This is a genomic window from Nocardioides sp. LMS-CY (genome assembly GCF_018732145.1).
Classification (GTDB): Bacteria; Actinomycetota; Actinomycetes; order Propionibacteriales; family Nocardioidaceae; genus Nocardioides; species Nocardioides soli.
On record NZ_CP076104.1, the window covers coordinates 2,674,050 to 2,697,856 of the forward strand.

The 23,807-nt window shown below is 71.6% G+C and carries 26 protein-coding genes and 2 pseudogenes; 12 read left to right on the top strand and 16 right to left on the bottom strand.

Annotated features, from left to right (window positions below):
- Positions 1-51: 51 nt before the first annotated feature.
- Entirely contained in the window at positions 52-885 is an 834-nt protein-coding gene (locus tag KM427_RS12890) for a formate dehydrogenase accessory sulfurtransferase FdhD (RefSeq protein WP_215527446.1), read from the bottom strand.
- Positions 882-3,341, bottom strand: coding sequence for an aminopeptidase N (gene pepN / locus KM427_RS12895; RefSeq protein WP_215527447.1), 2,460 nt, complete (start codon positions 3,339-3,341; stop codon positions 882-884). Before pepN ends, KM427_RS12890 begins: the two co-directional genes overlap by 4 nt.
- A 134-nt stretch (positions 3,342-3,475) precedes the next feature.
- Between pepN and KM427_RS12900 the strand changes: the two genes are divergently transcribed.
- Positions 3,476-5,098: an aminotransferase class V-fold PLP-dependent enzyme gene (locus KM427_RS12900; RefSeq protein ID WP_183595043.1), complete on the top strand. Its 1,623-nt coding sequence runs from the start codon at positions 3,476-3,478 to the stop codon at positions 5,096-5,098.
- A 74-nt stretch (positions 5,099-5,172) separates the two neighbouring features.
- Complete coding sequence (locus tag KM427_RS12905; RefSeq protein ID WP_215527448.1) at positions 5,173-5,583, top strand: VOC family protein; 411 nt, start codon at positions 5,173-5,175, stop codon at positions 5,581-5,583.
- 19 nt (positions 5,584-5,602) lie between these two features.
- Here KM427_RS12905 and crcB read toward each other — a convergent pair whose 3' ends face one another.
- The 4 genes from crcB to KM427_RS12925 all read right to left on the bottom strand — a co-directional run bounded on the left by crcB (position 5,603) and on the right by KM427_RS12925 (position 7,485).
- Complete coding sequence (crcB, locus tag KM427_RS12910; protein ID WP_215527449.1) at positions 5,603-5,971, bottom strand: fluoride efflux transporter CrcB; 369 nt, start codon at positions 5,969-5,971, stop codon at positions 5,603-5,605.
- On the bottom strand, positions 5,968-6,357 hold the full coding sequence (locus KM427_RS12915; RefSeq protein ID WP_252275350.1) for a DUF190 domain-containing protein: 390 nt from the start codon (positions 6,355-6,357) through the stop codon (positions 5,968-5,970). Before KM427_RS12915 ends, crcB begins: the two co-directional genes overlap by 4 nt.
- Positions 6,358-6,476: 119 nt before the next feature.
- On the bottom strand, positions 6,477-7,022 hold the full coding sequence (locus KM427_RS12920) for a fluoride efflux transporter FluC (protein ID WP_215527450.1): 546 nt from the start codon (positions 7,020-7,022) through the stop codon (positions 6,477-6,479).
- A gap of 178 nt (positions 7,023-7,200) precedes the next feature.
- Positions 7,201-7,485: a Fe-S cluster assembly protein HesB gene (locus KM427_RS12925; RefSeq protein ID WP_183595047.1), complete on the bottom strand. Its 285-nt coding sequence runs from the start codon at positions 7,483-7,485 to the stop codon at positions 7,201-7,203.
- 112 nt (positions 7,486-7,597) lie between these two features.
- On the opposite strand from KM427_RS12925, the gene KM427_RS12930 reads away from it, so the two are divergent.
- From KM427_RS12930 to KM427_RS25850, 3 genes are read left to right on the top strand one after another with little or no spacing between them, the layout of a single operon-like run.
- Positions 7,598-8,047, top strand: coding sequence for an OsmC family protein (locus KM427_RS12930; protein ID WP_215527451.1), 450 nt, complete (start codon positions 7,598-7,600; stop codon positions 8,045-8,047).
- A 2-nt stretch (positions 8,048-8,049) separates the two neighbouring features.
- On the top strand, positions 8,050-8,940 hold the full coding sequence (locus KM427_RS12935) for an oxidoreductase (RefSeq protein WP_215527452.1): 891 nt from the start codon (positions 8,050-8,052) through the stop codon (positions 8,938-8,940).
- A 45-nt stretch (positions 8,941-8,985) separates the two neighbouring features.
- A complete protein-coding gene (locus KM427_RS25850) occupies positions 8,986-9,615 on the top strand; it encodes a CDP-alcohol phosphatidyltransferase family protein (protein WP_215527453.1) in 630 nt (209 codons plus the stop codon).
- Positions 9,616-9,718: 103 nt separating this feature from the next.
- Here the strand turns inward: KM427_RS25850 and KM427_RS25515 are convergent.
- From KM427_RS25515 to KM427_RS12955, 4 genes and pseudogenes are all read right to left on the bottom strand, one after another.
- Positions 9,719-11,119: pseudogene (locus KM427_RS25515) on the bottom strand (alkaline phosphatase family protein); the annotation flags it as partial.
- A gap of 32 nt (positions 11,120-11,151) precedes the next feature.
- Positions 11,152-11,829: a peptidylprolyl isomerase gene (locus KM427_RS12945; RefSeq protein WP_215527454.1), complete on the bottom strand. Its 678-nt coding sequence runs from the start codon at positions 11,827-11,829 to the stop codon at positions 11,152-11,154.
- A gap of 47 nt (positions 11,830-11,876) precedes the next feature.
- Entirely contained in the window at positions 11,877-12,713 is an 837-nt protein-coding gene (locus KM427_RS12950; protein WP_215527455.1) for an aldo/keto reductase, read from the bottom strand.
- A gap of 14 nt (positions 12,714-12,727) precedes the next feature.
- Positions 12,728-13,222, bottom strand: a complete 495-nt coding sequence (locus tag KM427_RS12955) for a hypothetical protein (RefSeq protein ID WP_215527456.1) — start codon at positions 13,220-13,222, stop codon at positions 12,728-12,730.
- A gap of 42 nt (positions 13,223-13,264) precedes the next feature.
- Between KM427_RS12955 and KM427_RS12960 the strand changes: the two genes are divergently transcribed.
- Both KM427_RS12960 and KM427_RS12965 read left to right on the top strand, forming a co-directional pair.
- Positions 13,265-13,975 (top strand): M50 family metallopeptidase, encoded by a 711-nt coding sequence (locus tag KM427_RS12960; protein WP_215527765.1) that lies wholly within the window; start codon positions 13,265-13,267, stop codon positions 13,973-13,975.
- Between the two features lie 9 nt (positions 13,976-13,984).
- Positions 13,985-14,860: an LLM class F420-dependent oxidoreductase gene (locus KM427_RS12965; protein ID WP_215527457.1), complete on the top strand. Its 876-nt coding sequence runs from the start codon at positions 13,985-13,987 to the stop codon at positions 14,858-14,860.
- Positions 14,861-14,863: 3 nt separating this feature from the next.
- Here KM427_RS12965 and KM427_RS12970 read toward each other — a convergent pair whose 3' ends face one another.
- Complete coding sequence (locus KM427_RS12970) at positions 14,864-16,018, bottom strand: GDSL-type esterase/lipase family protein (RefSeq protein WP_215527458.1); 1,155 nt, start codon at positions 16,016-16,018, stop codon at positions 14,864-14,866.
- Positions 16,019-16,125: 107 nt separating this feature from the next.
- Here KM427_RS12970 and KM427_RS12975 point away from each other — a divergent pair, with 107 nt between their 5' ends.
- On the top strand, positions 16,126-16,458 hold the full coding sequence (locus tag KM427_RS12975) for a hypothetical protein (protein WP_183595057.1): 333 nt from the start codon (positions 16,126-16,128) through the stop codon (positions 16,456-16,458).
- Between the two features lie 173 nt (positions 16,459-16,631).
- Positions 16,632-16,808, top strand: a complete 177-nt coding sequence (locus KM427_RS12980; protein WP_183595058.1) for a hypothetical protein — start codon at positions 16,632-16,634, stop codon at positions 16,806-16,808.
- 404 nt (positions 16,809-17,212) lie between these two features.
- Here KM427_RS12980 and KM427_RS12985 read toward each other — a convergent pair whose 3' ends face one another.
- Positions 17,213-18,493, bottom strand: coding sequence for an IS110 family RNA-guided transposase (locus KM427_RS12985; RefSeq protein WP_215527114.1), 1,281 nt, complete (start codon positions 18,491-18,493; stop codon positions 17,213-17,215).
- A 427-nt stretch (positions 18,494-18,920) separates the two neighbouring features.
- Here KM427_RS12985 and KM427_RS25725 point away from each other — a divergent pair, with 427 nt between their 5' ends.
- The 3 genes from KM427_RS25725 to KM427_RS12995 all read left to right on the top strand — a co-directional run bounded on the left by KM427_RS25725 (position 18,921) and on the right by KM427_RS12995 (position 19,779).
- Entirely contained in the window at positions 18,921-19,046 is a 126-nt protein-coding gene (locus KM427_RS25725; RefSeq protein WP_286674388.1) for a hypothetical protein, read from the top strand.
- An 86-nt stretch (positions 19,047-19,132) separates the two neighbouring features.
- Complete coding sequence (locus KM427_RS12990) at positions 19,133-19,471, top strand: AbrB/MazE/SpoVT family DNA-binding domain-containing protein (RefSeq protein WP_183595059.1); 339 nt, start codon at positions 19,133-19,135, stop codon at positions 19,469-19,471.
- Complete coding sequence (locus tag KM427_RS12995) at positions 19,468-19,779, top strand: hypothetical protein (protein WP_183595060.1); 312 nt, start codon at positions 19,468-19,470, stop codon at positions 19,777-19,779. The genes KM427_RS12990 and KM427_RS12995 overlap by 4 nt, the downstream gene beginning before the upstream one ends.
- Before the next feature lie 57 nt (positions 19,780-19,836).
- Here KM427_RS12995 and mraY read toward each other — a convergent pair whose 3' ends face one another.
- The 4 genes and pseudogenes from mraY to KM427_RS13015 form a co-directional block, all read right to left on the bottom strand.
- The gene (mraY, locus tag KM427_RS13000; protein ID WP_215527459.1) at positions 19,837-20,922 is read right to left on the bottom strand and encodes a phospho-N-acetylmuramoyl-pentapeptide-transferase; all 1,086 of its coding nucleotides are present in this window, start codon (positions 20,920-20,922) and stop codon (positions 19,837-19,839) included.
- 151 nt (positions 20,923-21,073) lie between these two features.
- Positions 21,074-21,259: a protein kinase family protein gene (locus tag KM427_RS25925; protein ID WP_252275467.1), complete on the bottom strand. Its 186-nt coding sequence runs from the start codon at positions 21,257-21,259 to the stop codon at positions 21,074-21,076.
- A 12-nt stretch (positions 21,260-21,271) separates the two neighbouring features.
- Positions 21,272-21,991 (bottom strand): annotated as a pseudogene (locus tag KM427_RS13010) (phosphotransferase); the annotation flags it as partial.
- A gap of 362 nt (positions 21,992-22,353) precedes the next feature.
- The gene (locus tag KM427_RS13015; RefSeq protein WP_215527461.1) at positions 22,354-23,598 is read right to left on the bottom strand and encodes an HNH endonuclease signature motif containing protein; all 1,245 of its coding nucleotides are present in this window, start codon (positions 23,596-23,598) and stop codon (positions 22,354-22,356) included.
- Positions 23,599-23,807 lie beyond the last annotated feature (209 nt).

A 23,807-nucleotide genomic window follows, 5' to 3' on the forward strand; every position in this document is an offset into this window, starting at 1 on the left:
GCGAAGGCGCGCTAGCGCCTGAGCCTCGAAACCACCACGCCGAGCGGCGCCTCAGGCGTATCGCACGACCCGGTCGGCGCGGGTGAACCCGTAGAGCGCGAGGCCGGAGGACTCGGCCAGCCGCACCGACAGCGACGTGGGCGCGCCGACGGCGACCAGGGAGCCGACACCGACGGCGACCGCCTTCTGCACGAGCTCGAAGCCGGCCCGGCCGCTCACCACCAGGCAGGCCTCGGCGGGGTCCGCGCCGGCGAGCACCCGGGCGCCCGTCACCTTGTCGACCGCGTTGTGCCGCCCGACGTCCTCGCGTACGACGAGCACCTCGCCGGCGGCGGTGGTCAGCGCGGCGGCGTGTACGCCGCCCGTGCGGTCGAAGATCTGCTGGTGCGTCTCGATCAGCGCGGGCAGCGACCGCACGACCGACGGGGCGGGCAGCGCGCCGGTCCACCGCGGCGACGACGGTACGTCGAGGGCCGCACTCACGCTGTCCTTGCCGCACACCCCGCACGCTGATGAGCCCGACGACTGCCCGACGTGCCGGTGTCCGGGCTCGCGCAGGGGTGGGGTGGAGAGGGTCACCGTGACGACGTTGAACTCCTCCTCGGGAGCCAGCGACACGTCGGTGCAGTACGCCACGCCGTGGATCGCCGCGGGCGGGCACAGGCCCTCGTGCACGAGCCAGCCGGCGGCGAGCTCGAAGTCGTGGCCGGGCGTCCGCATCGTGACCCAGACCCGCCGGGCCGGCGCACCCGGCCACGCGAGGCGGATCTCCAGCGGCTCCTCGGTCGCCAACCGGTCCTCGTGCTGACGCTCTCCCGACTCCAGCAGCACGCGCACCCGGGTCCGGACCGTCGGCCCGGGACGCCGGGGACGGTCGAGGCTCATGCGGGCGGGTAGGCGCGTGCGGTCGCCAGGCGGCGGGCGAGGTCGTCGGCGCAGTCGGCGAGGCGGCGCCGGACCGACAGGTCCAGCGACTCGTCCGCGGCCAGCGCCCGCGCGCGGCCCAGCGTCGAGTCCGACAGGGGCGTCACCGGGAAGAAGAACTCGGTCGCGTCGGCCAGGACCCACCCGCTGCGCACGGCCACGGTGTCCGGCAACTCGTCGAAGTACCGGTCGACGTACGGCGCCAGCAGCTCCTCCTGGCCGCCTCGCCACATGCCGAGGCCGGCGGCCTCCAGCTCGTAGTTGGGTACGTCGAGCGCGCCGGTGAAGACCGACCATGCGTGTGCCTTCGCCTCGGCGGTGGGCAGCGAGACCAGCGCCTTCATGTGCTCGACCCGCGAGTGGCCGGTCGGCTCGGCGTCCAGCGCGGCGAGCAGCTCCTCGGGGTCGGTCTCGCCGAGCACCGCCAGGCGCACCAGCAGCCGCCAGCGGAGGTCGACGTCGAGGTCGATGCCGTCGGGGGTCACGGCGAGCCAGGAGCGCAGCAGGCTCGGGTCGGTGGCGGTCGAGATCGCCATCCGGAGCCCGGCGAGCTGGTGCTCCGACCCGGCGATCGTGGTGGCCATCTTCTGCAGCGCCGCCGCGTGCACGCGCTCCAGCGAGCCAGCCGGGGCCAGCGGCAGCACGTCGCTCAGCAGCCACGAGCCGAGTCGGCGCTTGCCGTCCTCGGTGGACTCGACCGGCGGGCTCGCCACCACGAGGTCGACCACGTCGGCGGGGGACAGCGCGGCGTCGTGGAACCCGCTGCGCACGTTGTTCCAGATGCCGGCGCGCAGCGCGTCGTCCTCGACGTCGGGCAGCAGGGTCTTGAGATGCTCGACGGTCGTGGCGTCGGGGCGGACCACCGCCCAGCTGTCCTCGTAGGGATCGAGGACGACCGCGTCGCCGCCGACCTCGAACGGCGTCTGCGGCGCGTCGATCTCCAGCGTCCGGGTGCTCCACTTGCCGTCGGTCGCGACCGCGACCCGGAAGGTGTGCGAGCGGTCGGCGGGATGCTCGGCCGGGGGAGTACGACGCAGGACGCCCGCCGCCCGGTCGAGCACGATCGTGTCGGGGCCGGCCGTGCGCAGCCAGTTGGAGGTGAACGACGACAGGTCGTCGGCGCCCGCGCGCTCCCACGACTCGAAGAGGTCGTGCATGGTCGCGTTGCCGAACCGGGCCTGCGTGAAGTGGTCGATCGCGCCCGCGAAGAACACCTCGTCGCCCAGCGACGCGGCGAGCTGCTTGAGGATGCTCGAGCCCTTGGCGTAGGAGATGCCGTCGAAGTCCTGCAGCGCCGCGCTCGCGTCGGACGCGCCGTTGCCGGCCACCGGGTGGGTGGTGGGCCGCAGGTCGGCGTACAGGCCCCACTGCCGCCGGGCGTAGGCGTTGTCGACCCACGCGTCGTCGTACTCGGTCACGTCGGCGGTGACGCGGTTGCCCATGTACTCGGCGAAGGACTCGTTGAGCCACAGGTCGTCCCACCATGCCGGCGTGACGATGTTGCCGAACCACTGGTGCGCCATCTCGTGGGCGAGCGTGGTCGCGCGCTGGATGCGCATGCCGCGGGTGACCCGGCTGGTGAAGACCAGGGGGTCGCGGAAGGTGACGCAGCCGGGGTTCTCCATCGCCCCCGCGTTGAACTCCGGCACGAAGGCCTGGTGGTAGTCGCCGAACGGGTAGCGGATCCCGAAGAGCCGGTGGAACTCGTCGAAGCACTGCTTGGTCATCGTGAAGAGCTCGTCGGCGTCCGCGTCGAGCGCGCTCGCGATGCTGGCCCGGGCCGACAGGCCGAGCGGGATGCCGTCGTGCTCGTCGCGGATCACGTGGTACGGCCCGGCCACCACGGTCACGAAGTAGGTCGAGAGCGGCTGGCTGCGCTGGAACTCCCACAAGGCCGAGCCCCGCGACCCGGACTCGGTCCGCTCGCCCGGCGCGTTGGCGATCACGGTCCAGGTCTCGGGTGCCTCGACGTGGAGCGCGTACGGCGCCTTGAGGTCGGGCTGGTCGAAGCAGGCGAACACCGAGGGCGCGGCGTCCATGAACATCATTCCGTAGACGTAGGACTTGCCGTCGGCCGGATCGCTGCTGCGGTGCAGGCCCTCGCCGTCGTTGCGGAACGGCATCACCGCGTCGACCACCAGCTCGTTGACGCCCGCGACGGTCTCCAGCGGCAGCCGGCCGCGATCGAGCAGGTCCGCGTCGAGCGGCGACCCGTTGAAGGTGAGCCGGTTGACCCGCACCGGCTTGAGGTCGACGAACGTCGGACCGCCCCGGCTGGTGAAGCGGATGGTCGTCACCGACCCGAAGGTCTGGTCGTCGCTGGCGAGGTTGAGACGGACGTCGTACTCCTCCACGTCGAGGAGCTCGCGCCGCGCGATCGCCTCCGTGTGGTGGAGGCTTTGGTACGGACTGCTCACGCGGCCACCCTACGTCGGCTTATCGTGACCCTGTGGTGACGGTTGGGACAGCGGTTGGGGCGGCGGTCGGAGGAGCAGACCGGCAGGCTCTCCTCGCCCTGATCCGGGACTCCGTGATCGGCGAGGACCATGTCATGGAGACGCCGTACGGTGCCCGGCGGGTGACCTACGCGGACTACACGGCCTCGGGCCGGGCGCTGACGTTCATCGAGGACTTCATCCGCGACCAGGTGCTGCCGAGCTACGCCAACACGCACACCGAGTCGAGCGGCACCGGCCTCCAGACGACCCGCCTGCGTGAGGAGGCACGCGCGATCATCCGCGACGCCGTGGGCGGCGACGACGACACGGTCGTGCTGTTCGCCGGAGCGGGGTGCACCGGCGCGATCGCGAAGCTGATCGGCGTGCTGGGCCTGCGGATCCCGTCGGTGCTCGACGACGCCCATGCGCTGGTCGAGCACATCCCGACGGCGCGGCGACCGGTCGTGTTCACCGGACCTTACGAGCACCACTCCAACGAGATCCCGTGGCGCGAGTCCATCGCCGACGTCGTCACGATCCACCAGGACGCCGACGGCGGCGTCGACCAGCACGACCTGCGCGCGCAGCTGGAGAGGTACGCCGAGCGGCCGCTCAAGATCGGCTCCTTCTCGGCCGCGTCCAATGTCACCGGCATCGTGTCCGACACCGCCGGGATCGCGACGCTCCTGCACGAGCACGGCGCGCTGAGCTTCTGGGACTTCGCCGCGGCCGCGCCGTACGTCGACATCCGGATGCGCGCCGTCGAGGGCGCGCCGCTGTCGTACAAGGACGCGGTCTTCATCTCGCCGCACAAGTTCATCGGCGGCCCCTCGACGCCGGGGGTGCTGGTCGCGCGCCGGGGGCTCTTCGTCAATCGGGTGCCGGACGTGCCCGGCGGCGGCACCGTCGCCTACGTCAACGACGACGACCACTGCTACCTCGACGACGTCACCCACCGCGAGGAGGGCGGCACACCGGCGATCATCGAGTCGATCCGCGCCGGCCTGGTCTTCCAGCTGAAGGAGGCCGTCGGCACCGACACGATCCGCGAGCAGGAGGAGCGGCACCTGCGCCGGGCGGTGTCCGCCTGGCTCGAGGAGCCGACGATCGAGCTGCTCGGCAACCTGGACGCCGAGCGGCTCTCGATCGTCTCGTTCGTGCTGCGCTCCCCGTCGGGACGCTACCTGCACCACAACTACGTCGTCGCGCTGCTCAACGACCTCTTCGGCATCCAGTCGCGCGGTGGCTGCTCCTGCGCCGGGCCGTACGGCCACCGGCTGCTGGGCATCGACATCGATCGGTCGCACGAGTTCGAGCGCGAGATCACCGGCGGCTGCGAGGGCATCAAGCCCGGCTGGGTGCGGCTGAACTTCAACTACTTCGTCTCCGACGCCGTGGTCGACTACCTGATCGAGGCGGTCCGCCTGGTCGCCCGCGACGGCTGGCGGCTCCTCGGCGACTACCGCTTCGACCCGACCTCGGGCCGGTGGCAGCACCGCGCGGGCGTCGTCACCCCGCCGCTGTCGCTGCGCGACGTCTCGTACGCCGGCGGCCGCGCGTCGATGCCGAGCAACACGGCCACCGGGGGAGAGGAGCTGCTCGCCGAGCACCTCCGCGACGGTGCCGCGATCCTCGCCGCCGCGACCGGCCCCGACCTCGACGGCCACCCCGGCAACGTCAGCGCGGACTTCGAGCACCTGCGCTGGTTCGACCTGCCCACGACCGCGCTGGACTGAGTCACCGGGCGCCTCCGATCGGCCTGTGCCCATCCGTTCAAGACGATCTCGCCCCGTCCTGCCACGGTGGTGGCATGACCGACAACCGGATCCGACCCAAGCTCGTCCTCGCCGACGCCGACGCCGCGCTGCGCTTCTACACGCGGGTGCTCGATGCCACGCAGCTCGCCAGGTACGAGGTCGGCGGGTCGGTGGTCTTCGCGGAGATCGAGCTCTACGGCACGCACATCACCCTCAAGGACGCCGACGAGGCCGACCCGGCGCCGACCGGGCCGGGCCCGATCCTCGACGTCGTCCACGAGGATCCCGACCGGATCGCCCGGACGATCCTCGACGCCGGCGGCGAGACCGTCTTCGAGATGTCGGAGCAGCCGTTCGGTGGCCGGTGGGGCCGGGTGCGGGACCCGTTCGGCGTCCAGTGGCTGTTGCACTCCGAGACGACGAAGAACCCGGAGGAGATCCAGGCGGTGCTGGAGCAACGGTGAGACCCACCGGCCGGCGGCCTCACAGGGCGCTCAGCAGCCACCAGCCGAGCGCGCACGCCGCCAGGCCGACGGTGAGGCTGCCGGCGACGTAGCGGATCGCCTCGGGCCAGGCCCCTTCCTCGACCAGCCGCACCGTCTCGTACCCGAACGTCGAGAACGTCGTCAGCGCGCCGCAGAAGCCGGTGCCGACGAGGGTGAGCACCCAGGCCGGCGCGTCCTGGACCAGCACTGCGGCGCCCACACAGCCGAGGACGAACGACCCCACGACGTTCACGGTGAACGTGCCCCACGGGAAGACCGAGTCGTGACGGGACTGCACGACCAGGTCGGTGAGGTAGCGCAGCGGCGCGCCGACCGCGGCGCCGAGCACGACGAGGGCGACGGTCACGACGGCCCGTCGATGGCGCGGCTGACGTAGCGGATCACCTCGACCTCGTCGACGATCACCAGGCCCTCGGTGACCAGCTCGTCGAGCTGGGGCAGGAACTCACGGATGCGCTCCTCGGCGTCGACGATGACGATCGAGCAGGGCAGGTCGTCGCTCAGCGACAGGATCCGGGTCGTGTGGACGGTGTCGGACTTGCCGAACCCCTCGATGCCGTGGAAGACGCTGGCGCCGGCGAGGCCGGCCTGGTGAGCGCGGTGCACGATCTCGGTGTAGAGCGGGCGGTGGTGCCACTGGTCGTTGCCCTTGACGAAGATCGTCAGCCGCAGCGCCGGGCCGCTGTGCAGATGCATGTCGTCCTCCTGGGGTGCGTGCTCGGGTCCGCTCACGGGGCGACCGCCTGGTGCGGCGGGTGCGGGCGGCGGTGGGCGGTCCAGCGAACCTCGAGCGGAGAAGGTGGAGCAGCCACCGCCGGTCGGGGTGATGCGTGGCGGTCGACCCAGCCCGGTCATCGGCCCGCCTCCGGGCGCCGCCGGGCCCGCTCCGGCAGCTGCCCACCATGCTCCTCGGAGACCTCGTGACCGTGGCGCCGCCGCTGCGTGCGGGTCGCCGCGAGGATCGTGACGCGTCCGGCGACCAGCCCGACCCAGACGCAGACCAGCCCGACGACCAGCGTGCCGCCGAGGTAGAGCAGCAGCCCGGCGGGCACGTCGCCGGCGGCGAGCATGGCGCGGGTGTCGAACATGTAGGTGGAGAACGTCGTCCAGCCGCCCAGCACGCCGACGCCGACGAACGGACGCACGTACCGGGTGCTGGCGAGGACGTCGACCATGAAGGCCATCAGCAGGCCGAGCAGGAGCGCCCCGGTCACGTTGACGGTGAACGTGCTCCAGGCGAACCCGCCGAACTCGTGCGGAAGCAGCTCGCCCAGGCCCCAGCGGCCCAGGCTTCCGACGACGCCGCCGGCGGCGACCGCAACCAGGATGTCGCGGTGCTCGCGCACGACGTCGCCCAGCCGCGGCCGGCCCGCGGGGCGCTCTGCTGATGGGGGCATGGGTCTCCTACCTGGTGCTCTCGTCAGGTAGGGACTGTTGGCGACCTGGTCGGTCGCGGTTTCGGCGAGCCCCACCGCCATCGCTGTTCGGTGCCATCGTAGCGGCACCGGCGAGCGGGTCGCACGACGAGCGCGGGCCCCGGCCGCCGGCCGGGACCCGCTTGGGGGAGGGGTCTGGTCAGCCCTGGAGGGCCAGCGCGAACTCCACCTTCCCGCTCGGGTCGACCGCGGCGTCGAGCACCTTGTCGTCGAGCATCGTGGCGGCGTTCTCATCGAGGTAGACGGTGGCGCCGCCCTGCTCGACGACCTGGTCGCCCGGCTCGCCTTGAGCGGCCGCGGTGACCTCGAAGGCGGGGTCGGGGGTCTCGGTGGAGGTGATCCGGAGTCCGGCGGTGTCGCCCAGGCCCGGCTGACTGGTGATCTCGTTGACGATGGCGGTTGCGTTGTCGGTGAGGGTGAGCATGCTCGCCTTTCCGATGGCGGTTGCTGGTCCAGACCACCTTTCCCGACGGATCGCCGCCAGACAAGGGCGCAGGTCGTCTCGGGCGTGTCGCGGCTTCTGGCACCCTGTCGCCATGACCCCTGACCTGCCCTTCCCGCCCGTCGCCGAGAACGCCCGTCGCCGCATCGACCTGACCAAGATCGGGGAGGGCCGGTACAAGGCGACCAACGCTCGCGGGGGAGTGGTCGCGATCGGGTCGGGTGGCGACCCGGACTTCACCCCGGTCGAGCTGCTGCTCGCGGCGATCGCCGGCTGCAGCGGGATCGACGTCGACCTGATCACCGGCAAGCGCGCACAGGCTACGTCGTTCGAGGTGACCGCCGAGGGCGACAAGATCCGTGACGACCAGGGCAACCGTCTCGTGGGCCTGCGGCTCACCTTCGACGTCCAGTTCCCCGAGGGCGAGGACGGCGACCGCGCTCGCGAGGCGCTGCCGCGCGCGATCGCGCAGTCCCGTGACCGGCTGTGCACGGTGGGCCGCACCGTCCAGGTCGGCGGTCCGATCGAGTACGTCGAGGGCTGAGCGTGCCCCGCAGGCGGCCCGGTCGCTGGGACGCCGTACCCGAGCAGCACGGCCGGCGCTTCGTCGTCACCGGAGCGAGCGGCGGCCTCGGCCTCGAGACGGCGCGGGTCCTCGCCGCGCGTGGGGCCGAGGTGGTGCTCGCCGTGCGCGACGTCCGGAAGGGCGACCGGGTCGCCTCCGAGCTGCCGGGTGCCGTCGAGGTGCGCCGCCTCGACGTCGCGGACCTGTCGTCGGTCCGTGCGTTCGCCGCCGACATCGGCCCGGTGGACGTCCTGGTCAACAACGCGGGCGTGCTCGCCGTGCCGTACCGGCTCACCGCCGACGGCTTCGAGACCCACCTGGCCACCAACCACCTCGGCCACTTCGCGCTCGCGAACCTGATGCTGCCCGGGATCCGCGACCGGGTGGTCGTGGTGTCGTCCCACTCCCACCGGGCCGGCGTCGTCGACCTCGACGACCTGAACTGGGAGCGGCGTCGCTACCAGCCCTACGCCGCGTACGTCTCGTCGAAGCTCGCGAACCTGCTCTTCCTGGCCGAGCTCCAGCGTCGGCTCACGGCCGCCAGATCGGAGCTGCGGGCGGTGGGCGCCCACCCGGGCTCGACCGCGACCGCGATCACCGGCAACACGGGCAGCGCGGTCAAGACCTGGGTCGGCGGCTGGGGCCACCGGCTCGCCGGGATGCCGGTGTGGAAGGGCGCGCTGACGACGCTCTACGCGGCGACCGTCGACGTGCCGGGCAACACCTTCGTCGGACCGGACGGGCTCCTGGAGATGCGGGGCTGGCCGACCGCGGTCGGCCGCAGCCGGGACGCGATCGACCCCGACCTGGCGCGCGGGCTGTGGCGGCGCTCGGAGGAGCTCACCGGCACCGGCTTCCCGCTCGACGCCTGAGCCCATCCGCTGAACCGGCCGTCGGCCCGTGCCGTATCCGCAGGCATGACCACGGTGCAGCTCGGCCCGGCCGACCGGGTCACCCTGGCCCGGGCCGTGCTGGTGGCCGTCGTGGCCGGGCTGCTCGCGGTGGGGGAGGCCGGTGCCGCGGTCCCGGTCGCGGCGGTCGCGCTGGTGCTGGACCTCGTCGACGGCCGGGTGGCGCGGCGTACCGGCACGGTCTCGGCGTTCGGGGCGCGCTTCGACATGGAGACCGACGCGCTGCTGATCCTCGTGCTCAGTGTCCACGTCGCCGCGTCGTACGGCGCGTGGGTGCTGTTGATCGGCGCCGCGCGCTACCTGCTCGGTGCCGCGGAGCTGGTCTGGCCGTGGCTGCGCCGGCCGGTGCCGCCGCGCTACTGGCGCAAGGTCGTGGCGGCCGTCCAGGGAGTCGTGCTCACCGTCGTCACCGCGGGCGTGCTGCCGGCATCGATCGCGACGGTCGCGCTGCTGGCCGCGCTGGCGCTGCTCACCGAGTCGTTCGGTCGCGACGTGGTGTGGCTGGTCCGTACGCGGCCAGGAACCGGTCGCGGAAGGCGTCCATCCGCCACACCGGCGCGTCGGTCGCGGGCAGCAGGCCGGGCCGCCAGCCCCACGACGAGATCCGGTCGAGCACCCTCGGGTCGCGGGCGATGACCGACACCGGTACGTCGAAGCCGGCGTGGCTGCCCGACACGATCGTCGCGGGCTGGTGGTCGCCGAGCAGGACCACGACCGTGTCGTCGTCGCCGTAGGCCCTCAGGAACCTCGTGAACGCCCGCAGCGAGTACTCGATCGCCCCGCCGTACGCCGCGCGGACCCGATCGGGGTCGGGCCAGATGTCGCCCTCCGACGGCAGCGTCTCGGGCATGCCGAGGAAGGCCGATCCGTCCCCGACGGTCGCCTGCGGGATCAGCCGCGGGGTGCGGGACCACGGCGCGTGGCTGCTGATCAGGTCGATCTCGGCCAGCACCGGGCGCCGGTGGCGGGCCGCGAGCTCGAGGCGGTGGAAGGCGTCGAGGGTGTACTGGTCCGGCATCGTCGGGTAGCCGAAGCGGGGGCCGCGGTAGCCGACGTTGCGCGAGTCGTAGACCCGGTCGTAGCCGTAGTAGTCGCCCTGGGGCCAGTCGCGGGTGTTGGCCGGGACGTCGGCCACCGTGCGCCAACCGGCGCGGGCGAAGAGGCGGCTGAGGGTGAGCCGGGGGCTGGTCACCAGGTGGTCGTAGCGCTGCTCGCTGTCGACCCAGAGCCCGGACTGCAGCGTGGAGTGCGCGAGCCAGCTCACCGCGCCGAAGGTCGGCGACGTCAGCCACGCCGTGCGGGCGCCGAAGCCGTCGGCCGCGATCCGGGCGGAGCCGCGCGTGAGCACGTCGCGCACCCCGGGCGAGATGGCGGGGTCCTCCACCGCGACCCGGCCGTAGCTCTCGACGAAGACGATCAGCACGTCCTTGCCGCGCAGGGCGGTCAGCAGTCGCGACCCGGGCACGTCGCGGTAGGGGTCCTCCTGAGCCGCCCGGGCGAACTCGCGGCCGTCGGCGAGCTCCGACGGGATCCGGGAGATCTCGCCGTAGAAGTACGTCGCGGTGCCGTGTCCCGCGACCGCGCGGCCGCCGGAGTCCACACCGGCCAGCGCGAGGACCAGCCAGAGCGCGGCCAGCACCGCGAGCACCCGGCCGGCGGCGCCGCGGTCGCGGCCGGCGACCCGGGTCAGCCGCAGCGCTGCCAGCGGCAGCACGACGAGGAGCGCCACTGCGAGCAGGGCGGCGACGACCAGCAGCGCCGTGCCGCGGCCGGCACCGACCGACCCGCGCAGCGTCTCGGCGAGCCGGCCGGCGTACTGCCAGTCGATGAGCACGTCGAAGGGCCGGTTGAGCGCCTCGCGGAACCCGAGGTCGAGCACCCGGAGGATCGCGGTCACGGCGACCAGCAGACCGGCGGCGACGGCGTACGTCGTGCGCAGCCGCGGCCGGTTCGGCGGCAGCAGCAGCGCTGCGGCGAGAAGCACCAGCAGCTCCAGGGGCAGCCGCACGAACGCCGCCGGCCCGACCTGCTCGAGCCGGTCGGGAACGTTCAGCGCCGCCAGCACCAGGAGCGCCGCGCACCCGGTGACGAGCGCGGCCGGGACCGCGCGCCACCGGCGGGTGGGTCGCTCGTCGAGCACACGGGTTCACACGGTCCCGCGGGCCGTGGGGTTCAGCCGACGGTGACCGACTCGATGTCGACCGGCGTCGTGGGGTGGCCGTCGCTGGGACCGTTGGCGTTGTCGCTGCCCTTGCGCGCGGCCTTCGCGACCAGCTGCACCGACTCCTCGTCGAGCTGCCCGAAGACCGTGTAGCTCGGCGGCAGGCTCGAGTCGGCGTACACGACGAAGAACTGGGAGCCGTTGGTGTCGGGCCCGGCGTTCGCCATCGCGAGCGTGCCCGTGCCGTAGGTCTCCGAGCCGCTCAGCTCGTCGGCGAAGGAGTAGCCGGGACCGCCCGTGCCGGTGCCGGTCGGGTCGCCGCACTGGAGCACGGCGATCGACGCGGGCGGGGTCACCAGCCGGTGGCACGAGGTGCCGTCGAAGTAGCCCTGCTCCGCGAGCGAGACGAAGGAGCTCACGGTGCACGGCGTAACGTCGGCGTCGAGGTCGGCCGTGATGTCGCCGATGCTGGTGGTGATCGTGACCGGCACGGTGCCGGTGGTCGTGGTGGACGCCGGGGGCGGGTCGACGTCCTTCGCGGCGCCGGTCGACGAGCTGGGGTAGTCGCAGGACGTCGCCTCGGTCGGCGCGGTGTCGGCGGCGGTGTCGGCGTCGTCGGAGCCGGAGCAGCCCGCCAGGGCGGCGAGGGCGAGCAGGGTGGCCGGGACGACGGTCAGACGCGAACGCATGGGGGAGAGGGTAGAGGGCCGTGCCGATGGTCCGGGATCGAACCCGCTCACATCTCCTCGTGGGTGTCGGGATCGCCACCGAAGAGGCGGCCGTCGGGCCGGGCCAGGCCGGTGATCGCCGCCATCTCGGCGTCGCTGAGCTCGAAGCCGAAGACGTCGAGGTTCTCCCGCTGCCGCTCCGGCGTCGCGGACTTCGGGATCGGGATCGACCCGAGCTGCACCTGCCAGCGCAGGATCACCTGACCGGCGGTCACCCCGTGGGCGGCCGCGGCGTCGGCGACGGGCGGCTCGCCGAACGGGGCCTGACGCTTGCCGAGCGGGCTCCACGACTCCGTGCGGATGCCCAGGCGCTCGTGTACGGCGCGCATCTCGACCTGGGGGAAGTAGGGGTGCAGCTCGATCTGGTTCACCGCCGGGCTCACCCCGGTCTCGTCGATCAGCCGCCGGAGGTGCACCTCGGTGAAGTTCGAGACACCGATGGTGCGCACCAGGCCCTGCTCGCGCAGCTCGATCAGCGCGCGCCAGGCCTCGACGAACCTGTCGACGCTGGGGTTCGGCCAGTGGATGAGGTGCAGGTCGAGGTAGTCGAGGCCGAGCCGCTCCAAGGAGGCGTGGGTGCTGGCGATCGCGTCGTCGTACCCGTGGTCGCGGCCCGGGATCTTGCTGGCGATCAGCAGCTCCTCGCGGGGGAGCCCCGAGACGCGCACGGCCTCGCCGACGGACTCCTCGTTGCGGTAGTTCACCGCGGTGTCGAGCAGCCGGTAGCCCGCCTCGATCGCGGAGACGACGGCGGAGACCGCCTCGCCGTCCTTCAGCGGGTAGGTGCCGAAGCCGATGGCGGGGAAGGTGCTGCCGTCGTTGAGCGAGTACGTCGGGAGGGCCATGCCGGTCAACCTACTCACCGTGCTCCGGTCACCCCGGGCAGCTCCTCGGGCGTCGCCTCGTGCCCCGGCCGGCCCGCGCTGCGGCGCCGCTCCTTCATCTCCGCCTCGTAGAGGTGCCGCCGACCCTGCACGAGCTGGTCCCGTGCCGCCTGCTCGAGCTGCCTGAACAGGGCGTAGTACTCGTCGTCGTAGGCCTCGACGAGCTGGAAGCTCCAGTGCCCGGGGACCACGTTGCGGCCGACCAGCTCGCGGTCGATCCGGTCGGCGATCTCGGCGTGGCCGGCGTCGCGCAGCTGCTGCACCGCGTCGCCGAGCGTCAGGTCGGCGGTGCCGCACCGCCGATGGAACATGTAGAGATGGCCGCGGGCGACCTCGGCGACCTCCAGTGCCTCCGACAGCTTGCCGAGCGCCTCGACGGTGGCGTCGTCGACGCCGTCGGGCCGACGGTGCGCGGCGTCGGGGCCGCTCTCCCTCTCGTCGGTCCGCTCTTCAGTCCGCTCCTCGGTCATGCCGACGGCGTACCCGTTCCACGGCTCCGGCACTCTTGCCGCGTGGACCTCGAGGAGCTGTGGCGCGACGTGACCGGCACCCAGCCGCCGCCGTCGGACGCGGCGGTGGTCGCGCTGGCTGCGGTCGCCCTGCTCCTGGTCGCCGTGCCGGCGCTGTGGCGGGTGACCCGGCACGCCGTCACGATCGCGCACGAAGGCGCGCACGGTCTCGCCGCGCTCCTCACCGGCCGCTCGCTCACCGGCATCCGGCTGCACTCCGACACCTCGGGCCTGACGGTCTCGCGCGGTCGGCCCGGTGGGCCCGGGATGGTGCTGACGGCGTTCGCGGGATACGTGGGGCCCGCGCTGCTCGGCCTCGGCGCGGCGTACCTCCTGCACCACGACCACGCGCTGGCCGTGCTCTGGCTGGGCGTCGCGCTGCTGGCACTGCTGCTCCTGCAGATCCGCAACTTCTTCGGGCTGTGGTCGGTCTGCATCGCCGGCGTCGCGCTGTTCGCGGTGACGTGGTGGGGGAGCGGGACGCTGCAGTCGGTGGCGGCGTACCTCGGCACCTGGTTCCTGCTACTCGCGGCACCCCGGCCGGTGCTCGAACTCCAGGCGCTGCGACACCGCGGCCGCGCCCGGACCTCGGACGCCGACCAGCTCGCGCGGCTGACCCGGGTGCCGGGCCTGGTCTGGGTCGGGGTCTTCCTGGCGGTCACCACGGGCTGCCTGCTGATGGGGGCGTGGTGGCTGCTGGGGGTTGGCTACTAGGTTCGAGATGTGCAGATCGGCATCCACTACGCCAACTTCACCCATCCCGGCTGGGAGTCGCGGCTCGCCGAGCGACTCACCGAGACGGCCCGCGCCGCCGATCGGGGTGGGGCGTCGCTCTTCACGGTCATGGACCACTACTTCCAGATGGAGAGCCTCGGCGGGCCGGCGGAGCCGATGCTGGAGGGCTACACGACACTGGGCTACCTCGCCGGCGTCACCTCCGACGTGCGGCTCGGCCTGCTGGTGACCGGCACGACGTACCGCCGCCCCGGGCTGCTCGCGAAGATCGTCACCACGCTCGACGTGCTGTCGCGGGGGCGTGCGGTGCTGGGCCTCGGCGCCGCGTGGTACGAGCGCGAGCACCTCGCCCTCGGCGTGCCGTTCCCGCCGACCTCGGAGCGGTTCGAGCGCCTCGAGGAGACGCTGCAGATCGTGCAGCAGATGTGGAGCGACGACGACGGCCCCTATGCCGGCAGGCACTACCAGCTGGCCGAGACCGTGTGCGTGCCGCCGCCGGTGCAACGGCCGCACCCGCCGATCCTGATCGGCGGCAGTGGCGAGCGGAAGACGCTGCGGCTGGTCGCTCGGTACGCCGACGCCTGCAACGTCTTCCGCGACAGCGTCGAGGGCACCCGGCACAAGCTCGACGTACTGCGCCGTCACTGCGACGACGTCGGCCGCGACTACGACAGCATCGAGAAGACGATGGTCAGCGGCGGCGGCGCCGATCCGGTCGCCGATCCCGATCGCTTCGTCGAGGAGATGGCGGCGTACGCCGAGCTGGGCATCTCGCTCGTCACGCTGATGCCGTCGAGCGACGACCCGGTCGGCTGGACCGAGCAGGTCTGCGCCGACGTGGTGCCGCGGCTGGCCCGGCTCTGACCGCTACCCGAACGCGCCGCCCGCGAAGACCAGCTCCGCGAACCGCCCGCCCATCCGCCGGTGGGTCGCCGGGTCGGGGTGCAGCGAGTCGGGCAGCGGCAGTTCGGCCTCGTCCTCGGCGCCGTAGAGCCGGCGGCCGTCCAGGTAGTGGAGGTGCGGGTCGGCCGTCCGGCGCTCGGCGACGATCTGGCTGAGCTCCGCGCGAACGACCTCGAGCGTGAGCTTCCCGGCGGCGACCTCGGCCGGATCGCCCATCGCCACGAACGACAGCCGGCCCTCGGCCAGCCCGCTCAGGTCGGGCCCGCTCGGCCCCGGCGTGTGCTCGTGGATCGGACAGAGCACGGGGGAGACGAGCAGCAGAGGAGCGTCGGGGTGACCCTCGCGGATCGTGTCGAGGAAGCCGTGCACGGCCGGCCGGAAGGCGCGGGTGCGCATCAGGTCCTGGTTGACCAGGTTGATGCCGACCTTGACGCTGACCAGGTCGGCGGGGGTGTCTCGCATCGTCCGCGCCGTGAACGGGTCGAGCAGGGCGCTGCCACCGAACCCGAGGTTGACCAGGTCGACGCCCGCGAGCCCAGCGGCGACGGCCGGCCAGGTGCCGGTCGGGTGCGCCGCGTTGGAACCCTGGCTGATCGAGCTGCCGTGGTGGAGCCAGACCCGACGCGTGTCCGCGACCGGCCGGACCGGAGCGTCCGTGCGCAGCGCGACCAACACGGTGGTCTCGTCGTGGGGCAGCCAGATCTCGACGCGCTTGTCGTCCGACGGGAGGTCGACGACGCGCAGGGTGCCCGACTCGCCGAGCCGGTGCTCGAACCCGCCCGTCGCCATGTCGACGACCAGCGTGTCGCCGCCCGGCATCGAGCCCTGGGCCGCCAGCCGCCCGTCGACCACCACGTCGTACACGCCGTCGGGGCGCGTGGGCGCGCCGACGTACTCCCGCTTGGTGGGGATCGTGTCGAGCTCGATCACGGTCGCCGCGGTCCGCAGGAGCAGGCGGACGCCGGCGGGCTGCGACTCGGCCATCGCGAGCTGGCCGTCGGCCGCCTGGGCGCGCGCCCACGCGGGCAGCCGGTGCGGCAGCACGCCGCGCTCGGTGTGCTCGAGTTCGACGAAGCCTCGTAGCAGCTCCGCGGTGATCGGGGTCGTCGTCCAGCTCATCTGCAGTCCTCCGTCGTGGCACCCTACGCACCCAGGCTCGAGGGCCGACGGGGCGGTCAGCCGATTCTCCGGACCGGCGATCGCGACGTGGCGTACGGTCGGCCGGCATGCGCCAGATGCCCTCGAGCGAGATGGTCTCGCTGATCTCGTTCCTCGCCGTCCTGCTGATCTTCTTCAGCATCGACATCCGGTCGCGGCAGCCGTCGGCGTCCGACCCGTGGCATGTGCAGATGTTCGAGTGGACCTCGCGAGTGGGCGGGGTCGCGACCGCCGCCGCCCTGACGCTGGGCTGGGTCGATCTCTTCCTGTACGACGAGGGGAACCCGATCCACGTGGCGCTGGTCGCGGTGCCGGGGTCGCTGGGCGTCGGCTGCGCCATCGTGCTCGGGCTGGAGATGCTGTGGCAGCGCGGGGAGTCGACGGAGAGCGACTCCCCGTGAGCATCTGGGGCCGCCGTAGCCCGCACGGGTGGCTCGGCATGGTCCGATAGGACCATTCTCCGCGGTGTTGGCCGCACGCGCGTAAGCGAGTGGCGCGCTCGTGGTCTGAAGGGTGATGCGACCGCCCAGGGCGGGTGGTCGCCACTCGCAGCACAGAAGTGGGGATCCAACGCATGATGGACAGCCGTCGGCGCACCGGCGCCCGGATGTTTCGGCTCTTCGGGACGCCGCGCAGCACGTCCCAGAACGATCCTCACGAGGCGAAGGAAGTCGACGAGGGCGGAGCCAAGCTCCGCGTGCGGGCGGCCACCGCGCTGCTGCTCGGCGGACGGGCCCTGTCGCACGCCTAATCCGAAAATCAGCCGGAGCCGGACACACGACAACCTTGCGCCGTTCCGATGGCTCGGTGCTGCGTGTCGGCTTCAGTTGTGGACGGGTGACCTCCGCGCTGTTGGAGCAGGGGTGTGACAGGTGACCGCCCGGGGGGACTGATGAGGTGGATCGAATCTAATCCTCGTGCTCTGACCCTGAAGGGTCGTGGCGACATCGAAGGGCACATGGCCGGTCCCCGCGCGCAGGCTAGTCCACGGCCTCGTAACGGACCATAGGGTGAGCGTCGTCGACCGGGCGGCCACCCACCGATTTTCAGCCCGGAACGGGCGCCCCCGCAAGGGGGCAGGATGGCTAGTCCGAGAATGGCGGTGACCAGGCAGGCGGCAGCTCCCGGCGGAGCCGGGAAGGGTTGTTGCGGTGGTTAGGCGGCGGGTTCGAGGGTGACGTGGTAGCCGAGGGCTTCGAGGCCTCGGATGTGGCTGCGCTTCTTGGCGGTGGTTGAGACGCGCTGGTCGTAGTGGTCGGGGCCGAGGTCTTGGTAGCGGGCGTTGGGGTCGGCGAGGAGGTGCCAGATGATGGTCAGGATCGATCGTCCGACCGCGACCATGGCCTTCTTCTTGCCGCGTCGGCGCGCGAGCCGGCGGTAGCGGGCGCCGAGGAAGGTCTCGGTGCGGCCGGCGCCGACGGCGGCTTCGCCGAGGACCCGGGCCAGGTAGCGGTTGCCGTGTCCGGTGGAGCCGTTGCCCTTGTTCTTCCCGGCCGATGACTTGATCCCGGGTGAGAACTTCGCCCACGACGCGAGGTGGCCGGGGGTGGGGAATCGGGTCATGTCGAGGCCGATCTCGGCGATGATGACCGCGGCCGCTCGCGGGCCGATCCCGGGGATCTCATCGAGCCGGGCGACCGCGTCAGCGAAAGGGGCGAGATGCTCCTCGAGCTCGTCCTCGAGGGCGGCGATGTCGTTGTTGGTCTGATCGATGCGTGCCAGCATCCGTGACAGGAGGAACCGATGGTGCTCACCGAAAGTGCCGACCTTGAGTCCGGCGAAGGCCTCCTCCAGCAGGCTGATCTTGGGACGCATCCGTGAGCGGGCCAGGTCCGCGAGTCGCTTGGGGTCGCGTTCCCCGGCGATCATCGCGGCCAGCATGTCGCGTCCGGAGACCCCGAAGATGTCCGAGGCCACTACCGAGAGCTTGATGCAGGCGTCCTCCACCAGCTTCTCGACCCGGTTCTTCTCCGCGGTGCGGACCCCGACCAGGTCGGCTCGGTAGCGGGTCAGGTCCCGCAGCCGGCGGATCTCGTGTGGGGGCACGAAGCTGGGTCGGAGCATCTGACGTTCGGCGACCTTGCACAGCCACACCGCGTCCAGCACGTCGGTCTTCGGCCGTCCGGGCAGGTGCCGGACGTCCTTGGCATTGACCAGCCACGGCTGAAGTCCGTGAGCCTCAAACAGGTAGAACGGTGGCCGCCAGTAGTCGCTGGTGGCCTCCATCACGACCCGCTCGATGCGTAGATCGACCAGATGGTTGGCCAGGTCGCTCAACGACCCCACCATGGTCGAGTGCGTGGTCACCTCCTGGACCCGGCGCTTCTTGCCCGCCGCCGCGGGCAGCCGGACACAGCACACGACCTCGGCCTTGCCGATGTCCAACGCTGCGACGCGTTCGATGATCTGCTCATCGTCTTCAGAGTCTGCGAACACCCCACTCCTCCTTGGGATCGGTCGGTTCTGATGGCAACGACCGCCCGGGGGAACCACCAGGGCAAAGAAGCGAAACTAGTCCTCGCGCTCACACCGACTCACCTCCTGGTGACCCGGATCGGCAGCATTGAAGGGCCCACCACGCGGTTCCCGCGCCCGGCTAGACGACGGCCTCGCAGGACCATAGGAACAACGGCGTCACCGGGCGGCCGCAGCACCATTCTCAGCCCGGAACGGGCGCCCCGACAGGGGCACTTTGGCTAGATGACTAATTCCAAGGCCTCGCACGCTGCGCGACGCTCAGCATCCACGCTGACTGCGTTGCTAGCGCTCGAGAGACGCCCGGTCTGCCTTCGCGCCGGCGCCTGGCCAGCGCGGCGCTGAGCGCCGCTCGCTTGCACGACACCCTGGAATCACTCATCCGAGCGTGCTCCCCGGGGAGGTCGCCCCGGACCCGGCCCGCAGCTATCTCGTCGGCGGCGACGAGGGCGCTGCGGAGCGCATCGGCGCGCTGGCGTGGCCGGCCATCCGCAACGTACTGAGGCTGGACTGAACCGAACCTCTTCGGCACGCAACGGCCGTGCCACGTTACCGCATCGCAGCCTTGCGGCTTTTCCGTACGCGTGCCACCATCGACACATGGACACCAAGCCCCGGTACCACGGCTACGTGAGTCTCCAGCGCCGCGGGCTCGTTGCCCTGCCGGCCGAAGTTCGGCAGCGTATGCACTTGGATGAGCCGGGCGCGCAGCTTGAGGTCACCGAGCGAGAGGACGGGGTTCTGGAGCTTCGGGCGGCGCTGCCGGTGCCGGCCGAGCAGGCCTGGTTCTGGACCCAGAGCTGGCAGGAGCGTGAGCGCGAGGTCGAGGTCCATGTCGCGGCCGGCGAGCTCACGATCCACGATGACGTGACGGACTTCCTCGCCCACGTCGACGACGTGGCCGACGGTTCCGCCGACAGTGACAGCGATAGCGAGTGAAGTTCGAGACCACCCCGGCGTTCGACCGCGACATTCGGAGACTCGAACGCGAGTGGCTGGCGGAGTTCAGGGCGGTCGTGAAGGAGAGGTTCGCGCCGGCGTGCGATGCCTACGTCGCTGACCCTGCGACGCCGTGGCCGGCCTCACTGCGCGTGAAGTCGCTCCGCGGAGCCGACGGCGTGCTCGAGATGACCTGGTCGTTCGCCAGCCCTGACGGTCGCGCAACGTTCGAGCTCGTGACCATCGGCGGCGAGCTGCGGTGCCGGTGGCGCCGGGTCGGCGATCACGACGTCTTCAAGGAGCCGTAGACGCCAGGTACGGGGGAGTCCTGGCTGGCGCATGGACGTCAGACAGCTCGTCGAGGCTCAGGCCAGCCACGAGGCGTAGAAGATCCCGAGCCCGGTCGCGACGAAGATCCCCGCGACGATCCAGAAGCGGATCACCACGGTGACCTCGTCCCATCCCAGGTGCTCGAAGTGATGGTGGATGGGGGTGATCCGGAAGATCCGCCGCCCCGTGCCGGTGAGTCGCCTCGTGAGCTTGAAGTAGCTCATCTGGAGGAGCACGGACAGCGTCTCGAGCACGAACAGTCCCGCGATGACGGCCATCAGGAGCTCGGTGCGCGACATGATCGCCAGCCCGGCCAGCGCGCCCCCGATCGCGAGCGAGCCGACGTCGCCCATGATGATCTGCGCGGGCTTGGCGTTCCACCAGAGGAAGCCGATGCACGCCGCCATGACGGCGGCGGAGAACACCGCGAGATCGAGGGGATCGCGCACCTGGTAGCACTGGGACTCCACCACCGTGGGTCGGGAGGAGCCGCACATCTGGTTGTTCTGCCAGACGTTCACGATCGTGTAGGCACCGAAGATCAACGTCGAGGCGCCGGCGAGGAGCCCGTCGGCGCCGTCGGTCAGGTTGGCCGCGTTGGAGGTCGCGGTGACGATGAACCAGATCAGCAGCAGGACCACGACCAGCGGCAGCTTGACTCCCCAGTCGTGCGTGGTGGAGAGGTACTGCGACGCCGGCGCGACTCCCCGTTCGTCGGCGAAGAACTGGGTGGCCAGGACCCCGAAGACGAGCGCGATCAGGGTCTGACCGGCCATCTTCGCCCGGCTGCTCAGGCCCGCGTTGTTCTGCGTGTAGACCTTGATGAAGTCATCGAGGAAGCCCACGACGCCACAGCCGAGGAACAGCAGCAGCACGAGCCAGGCACTCGCGCTGGGCCACCTGCCGGTCAGGGCCGTGGCGGCCAGGTAGGCCGCCGTGGCCGCCAGCAGGATCACGAGTCCGCCCATGGTCGGCGTACCCCGCTTGACGTGATGGGTCGTCGGTCCGTCGTCCCTGATCGGCTGGCCGAAGCCGTGCCGGGTGAACCATCCGATCGCGATCCGGGTGCCCAGCAGCGAGCAGATCACGGCGAGCCCGCCGCTCAGGAGTATCGCCCGCATGCAGTCCAGCCCCCTCGGCCATCAGGATCGGTCGATCCCTTCCAGGCACGAGGGAGTCGTCTCACCGCCATTGTGGGGTAGCGGGAGCGGGGAGGCGGCCACGGCACACCGGCCGGTGGCGATCGGGGGAGAGGCGGCGAGCGCGCTCGTCTCAAGCCTCGGCCAGGACCGTCGTCGCCATCGCCCGGCGGTCTGCGCACCGGGACGGCATCGTCTGCCAGTAGTACGGAAAGGTGATCAGGGCGATCAGGAGCGCCCAGCCCATCGACTTCGCCCAGGTCGCATCGTCGAGGTCGAGCAGCCCGCGGAACTCGGCACGGCCGGCGCCGTCGAGCACCTCCCAGGCGACGATCAGGTCGACGGTGGGGTCGCCGACCGCCAGGCCACCGAAGTCGAGAGCCGCGGCCAGCCGACCGTCCCGGAGCAGCAGGTTCTCGGCCAGGAGATCGCCGTGGTATCAGCTGCGGCTCTCCACGAGGGATCGTTCGGCCGCGACGGCGTCGGTCCAGACCGCCCGTGCGCGGTCGAGGTCCAGGCCGAGGTCGGGGATGGCGCGGCACGCCTCGGCCAACTCGTGGAAGTCATCCGCGAACTCCGCCAGCTGACCGCCACGATAGGAGTGCAGCGCCGGGTCGTCGTGTGCCTCGACCGGGACGGGCACCTGCCGCAGCTCCGCGACCAGCTCGGCAAGGTCGGCGGCAAGGGGCTCCGACGACCGGTGCCGGGACGAGTCCCATGGCACCGACGGCGCAGCACCCTCGATCCACCTCACGACCGACCACTTCTCGGGGTAGCCGAACCCGGGGTCGCCGACCGCGACGAGCTCCGGCACCGCGGTCGACAGTCCGCTGGCGACGTGGGGGAGCCACCGCGCCTCCTTCTCGACGGTTGCCGACCCGCCGGGTTGGCGTGGCAGCCGAGCAAGCAGGTCGTCGCCGAGACGGAACAGCGCATTCGTCGAACCGGAGGCGTCCACCGGCTCGACAGCCAGATCGCCGAGCTCCGGCAGTGACACCTGGACGAGGCTCCGCACCAGGGAGGCGTCGATGGTCAACTCATCGTCATGCATCGCGGCCACGGGTGGATCGTTGCCGACTCCGTGGGGGCTCGCCACCCGTTTCGAGCGAGCAGGGGCATGCGGCTGCGGCGCAGAACCGTCGGAGTCGGACTTGACGGCGGACGAGCGGGACGGGGTCAGGAGGGAGCTGAGCTCTTCTGTCTGCAGCGCACTTCCGTCTCGCGAAGCCTCACGCAGGGCTAGAACTTGACATAATGTCAGTTATCGGCGATCAATCGACGGGGAGCCTTCGGTTCCGGCAAGTCGATGTCGGGAGGCGTCAGTGCAGCGCGGCAGCTTGGGCCCGAAGCTAGGCAGGAGACAGGGCCGCAGGAGCATCCTCGGCATGGTTCGGGGCGCGCGCGAAGCAACCGTCACGTTCTCCGGTGGAATCGGATCTTGCCGGTGGGGAGGTATGTCGTGTCGTAGGTGGGGTCGTGGATGAGGGTGTGGTGCCAGGGGCAGAGGGATGCGCCGTCGGTGAGGTTGGTGTGGCCGCCGTCGGTCCAGTGCTGTTGGTGGTGGGCGTGGAGTCCGATCGTGCGGTCGCAGCCTTCGGCGCGGCAGCCGCGGTCGCGCAGGAACAGGGCGATCCGTTGGTGCTCGGTGTGGTAGCGGCTTCTCCGGCCGAGGTCCAGGGGGACGCTGTTGCTGCCGAGGACGGCGGGGATGATGCCGGCCTCGCAGGCGAGGCGGCGGGCCATCGCGGGTGAGATCTGGTCGCCGGTGTCGAGGACGCCGGCCTTCTCGAGGCGTCCGGTGAGGGTGTCTTCGCCGATGACCACCACGACGGTGGCGTTGACGCCGCCGGTGGCCGGGAGCCGGTCGACCGGGTAGCGCTCGATCAGCTCGCACAGCGCCCGCCCGAGTGCCTCCGGGCCGGGCCGGCGCTCGACGCCGGGGCCCTGGGTGGCCGCGAGGTGCTTGGGGGCGGCCAGCGCCATCAGGATCTTCTTGAGGGCGGCGGCGTGGTAGGTCGGCAGGGTGAACCGGCCGCGGGTGGTGCCGTCGCCGTCGTCGACCATCGTGAGCGAGCAGGCCCGCAGCGCGGCGGCCTCCTGTCGTTGCAGGATCTCGGCTTCGTGGGCGTCGGCCTCCTCGGGCGCGATGACCTCCCACAGCCGCCGCCCCAGCCGGCCCAGTGCCTTCGCGTCGTGGTGCCGCGCCTCCTCGAGCAGATGCGCCTCCGCCCTCGCGAGGGTCTCGGTGTCGAGGTCGGCGGGGAGTCGGTCGACCCACCGGATGACGACCCGCGCCTGCTCGACGCAGATCTCTCCGGCCGCCAGCGCATCCCGCGTCAAGGCGTGGGCCTCGAGGTCGTGCCCGAGCCGCACCGCGCCGTACGCCGCCGCACGCGTGGTCTTGGTCTGGTGGGCCAGCCAGTTCGCCGCCGACGACGCACCCACGTCCTGGCCCACATGCATGGTGTCGGCGTGCGCGGCGACTCGGGCCTTGAGTTCGACGATCCGGGCCTCGGCCCGCTCCAACTCGATCAGCGTCTGACCTGCCTCGGTGGCATCCATCGACCACACCGAGGCGTCAGCGACCGCGTCGAGCTCGGCGTGGACATGCGCGGTCGCCACACTGACCCGGTGCCGGGGTGTCGCGATCGCCGTCATGGCATCTACTCAAGCACCCGCCACCGACAGTGGAGGGTCGAGAATCCCCTTGTTCCACAGGGTTCTGAGTCACGAATAGATCACGATCCTGGCCCCTCATCCACACCCGGAACGGGTGTCGATGAACGTTCGGTCGGGCCGGAGCTCACCGTCGCTCCCCCGGGCACCCTGATACGGCGAGTTGCGTCAGACTCGGTGAGACACCAGGA

Excerpts from the sequence above, each read along its gene's own strand:
- KM427_RS12890 (WP_215527446.1), bottom strand. The coding sequence starts at position 885 with ATGAGCCTCGACCGTCCCCGGCGTCCCGGGCCGACGGTCCGGACCCGG.
- KM427_RS12900 (WP_183595043.1), top strand. The coding sequence starts at position 3,476 with ATGGAGACGCCGTACGGTGCCCGGCGGGTGACCTACGCGGACTACACG.
- KM427_RS12905 (WP_215527448.1), top strand. The coding sequence starts at position 5,173 with ATGACCGACAACCGGATCCGACCCAAGCTCGTCCTCGCCGACGCCGAC.
- KM427_RS12920 (WP_215527450.1), bottom strand. The coding sequence starts at position 7,022 with ATGCCCCCATCAGCAGAGCGCCCCGCGGGCCGGCCGCGGCTGGGCGAC.
- KM427_RS12925 (WP_183595047.1), bottom strand. The coding sequence starts at position 7,485 with ATGCTCACCCTCACCGACAACGCAACCGCCATCGTCAACGAGATCACC.
- KM427_RS12930 (WP_215527451.1), top strand. The coding sequence starts at position 7,598 with ATGACCCCTGACCTGCCCTTCCCGCCCGTCGCCGAGAACGCCCGTCGC.
- KM427_RS25850 (WP_215527453.1), top strand. The coding sequence starts at position 8,986 with ATGACCACGGTGCAGCTCGGCCCGGCCGACCGGGTCACCCTGGCCCGG.
- KM427_RS12945 (WP_215527454.1), bottom strand. The coding sequence starts at position 11,829 with ATGCGTTCGCGTCTGACCGTCGTCCCGGCCACCCTGCTCGCCCTCGCC.
- KM427_RS12950 (WP_215527455.1), bottom strand. The coding sequence starts at position 12,713 with ATGGCCCTCCCGACGTACTCGCTCAACGACGGCAGCACCTTCCCCGCC.
- KM427_RS12955 (WP_215527456.1), bottom strand. The coding sequence starts at position 13,222 with ATGACCGAGGAGCGGACTGAAGAGCGGACCGACGAGAGGGAGAGCGGC.
- KM427_RS12970 (WP_215527458.1), bottom strand. The coding sequence starts at position 16,018 with ATGAGCTGGACGACGACCCCGATCACCGCGGAGCTGCTACGAGGCTTC.
- KM427_RS12975 (WP_183595057.1), top strand. The coding sequence starts at position 16,126 with ATGCGCCAGATGCCCTCGAGCGAGATGGTCTCGCTGATCTCGTTCCTC.
- KM427_RS12980 (WP_183595058.1), top strand. The coding sequence starts at position 16,632 with ATGATGGACAGCCGTCGGCGCACCGGCGCCCGGATGTTTCGGCTCTTC.
- KM427_RS12990 (WP_183595059.1), top strand. The coding sequence starts at position 19,133 with ATGGACACCAAGCCCCGGTACCACGGCTACGTGAGTCTCCAGCGCCGC.
- mraY (WP_215527459.1), bottom strand. The coding sequence starts at position 20,922 with ATGCGGGCGATACTCCTGAGCGGCGGGCTCGCCGTGATCTGCTCGCTG.
- KM427_RS13015 (WP_215527461.1), bottom strand. The coding sequence starts at position 23,598 with ATGACGGCGATCGCGACACCCCGGCACCGGGTCAGTGTGGCGACCGCG.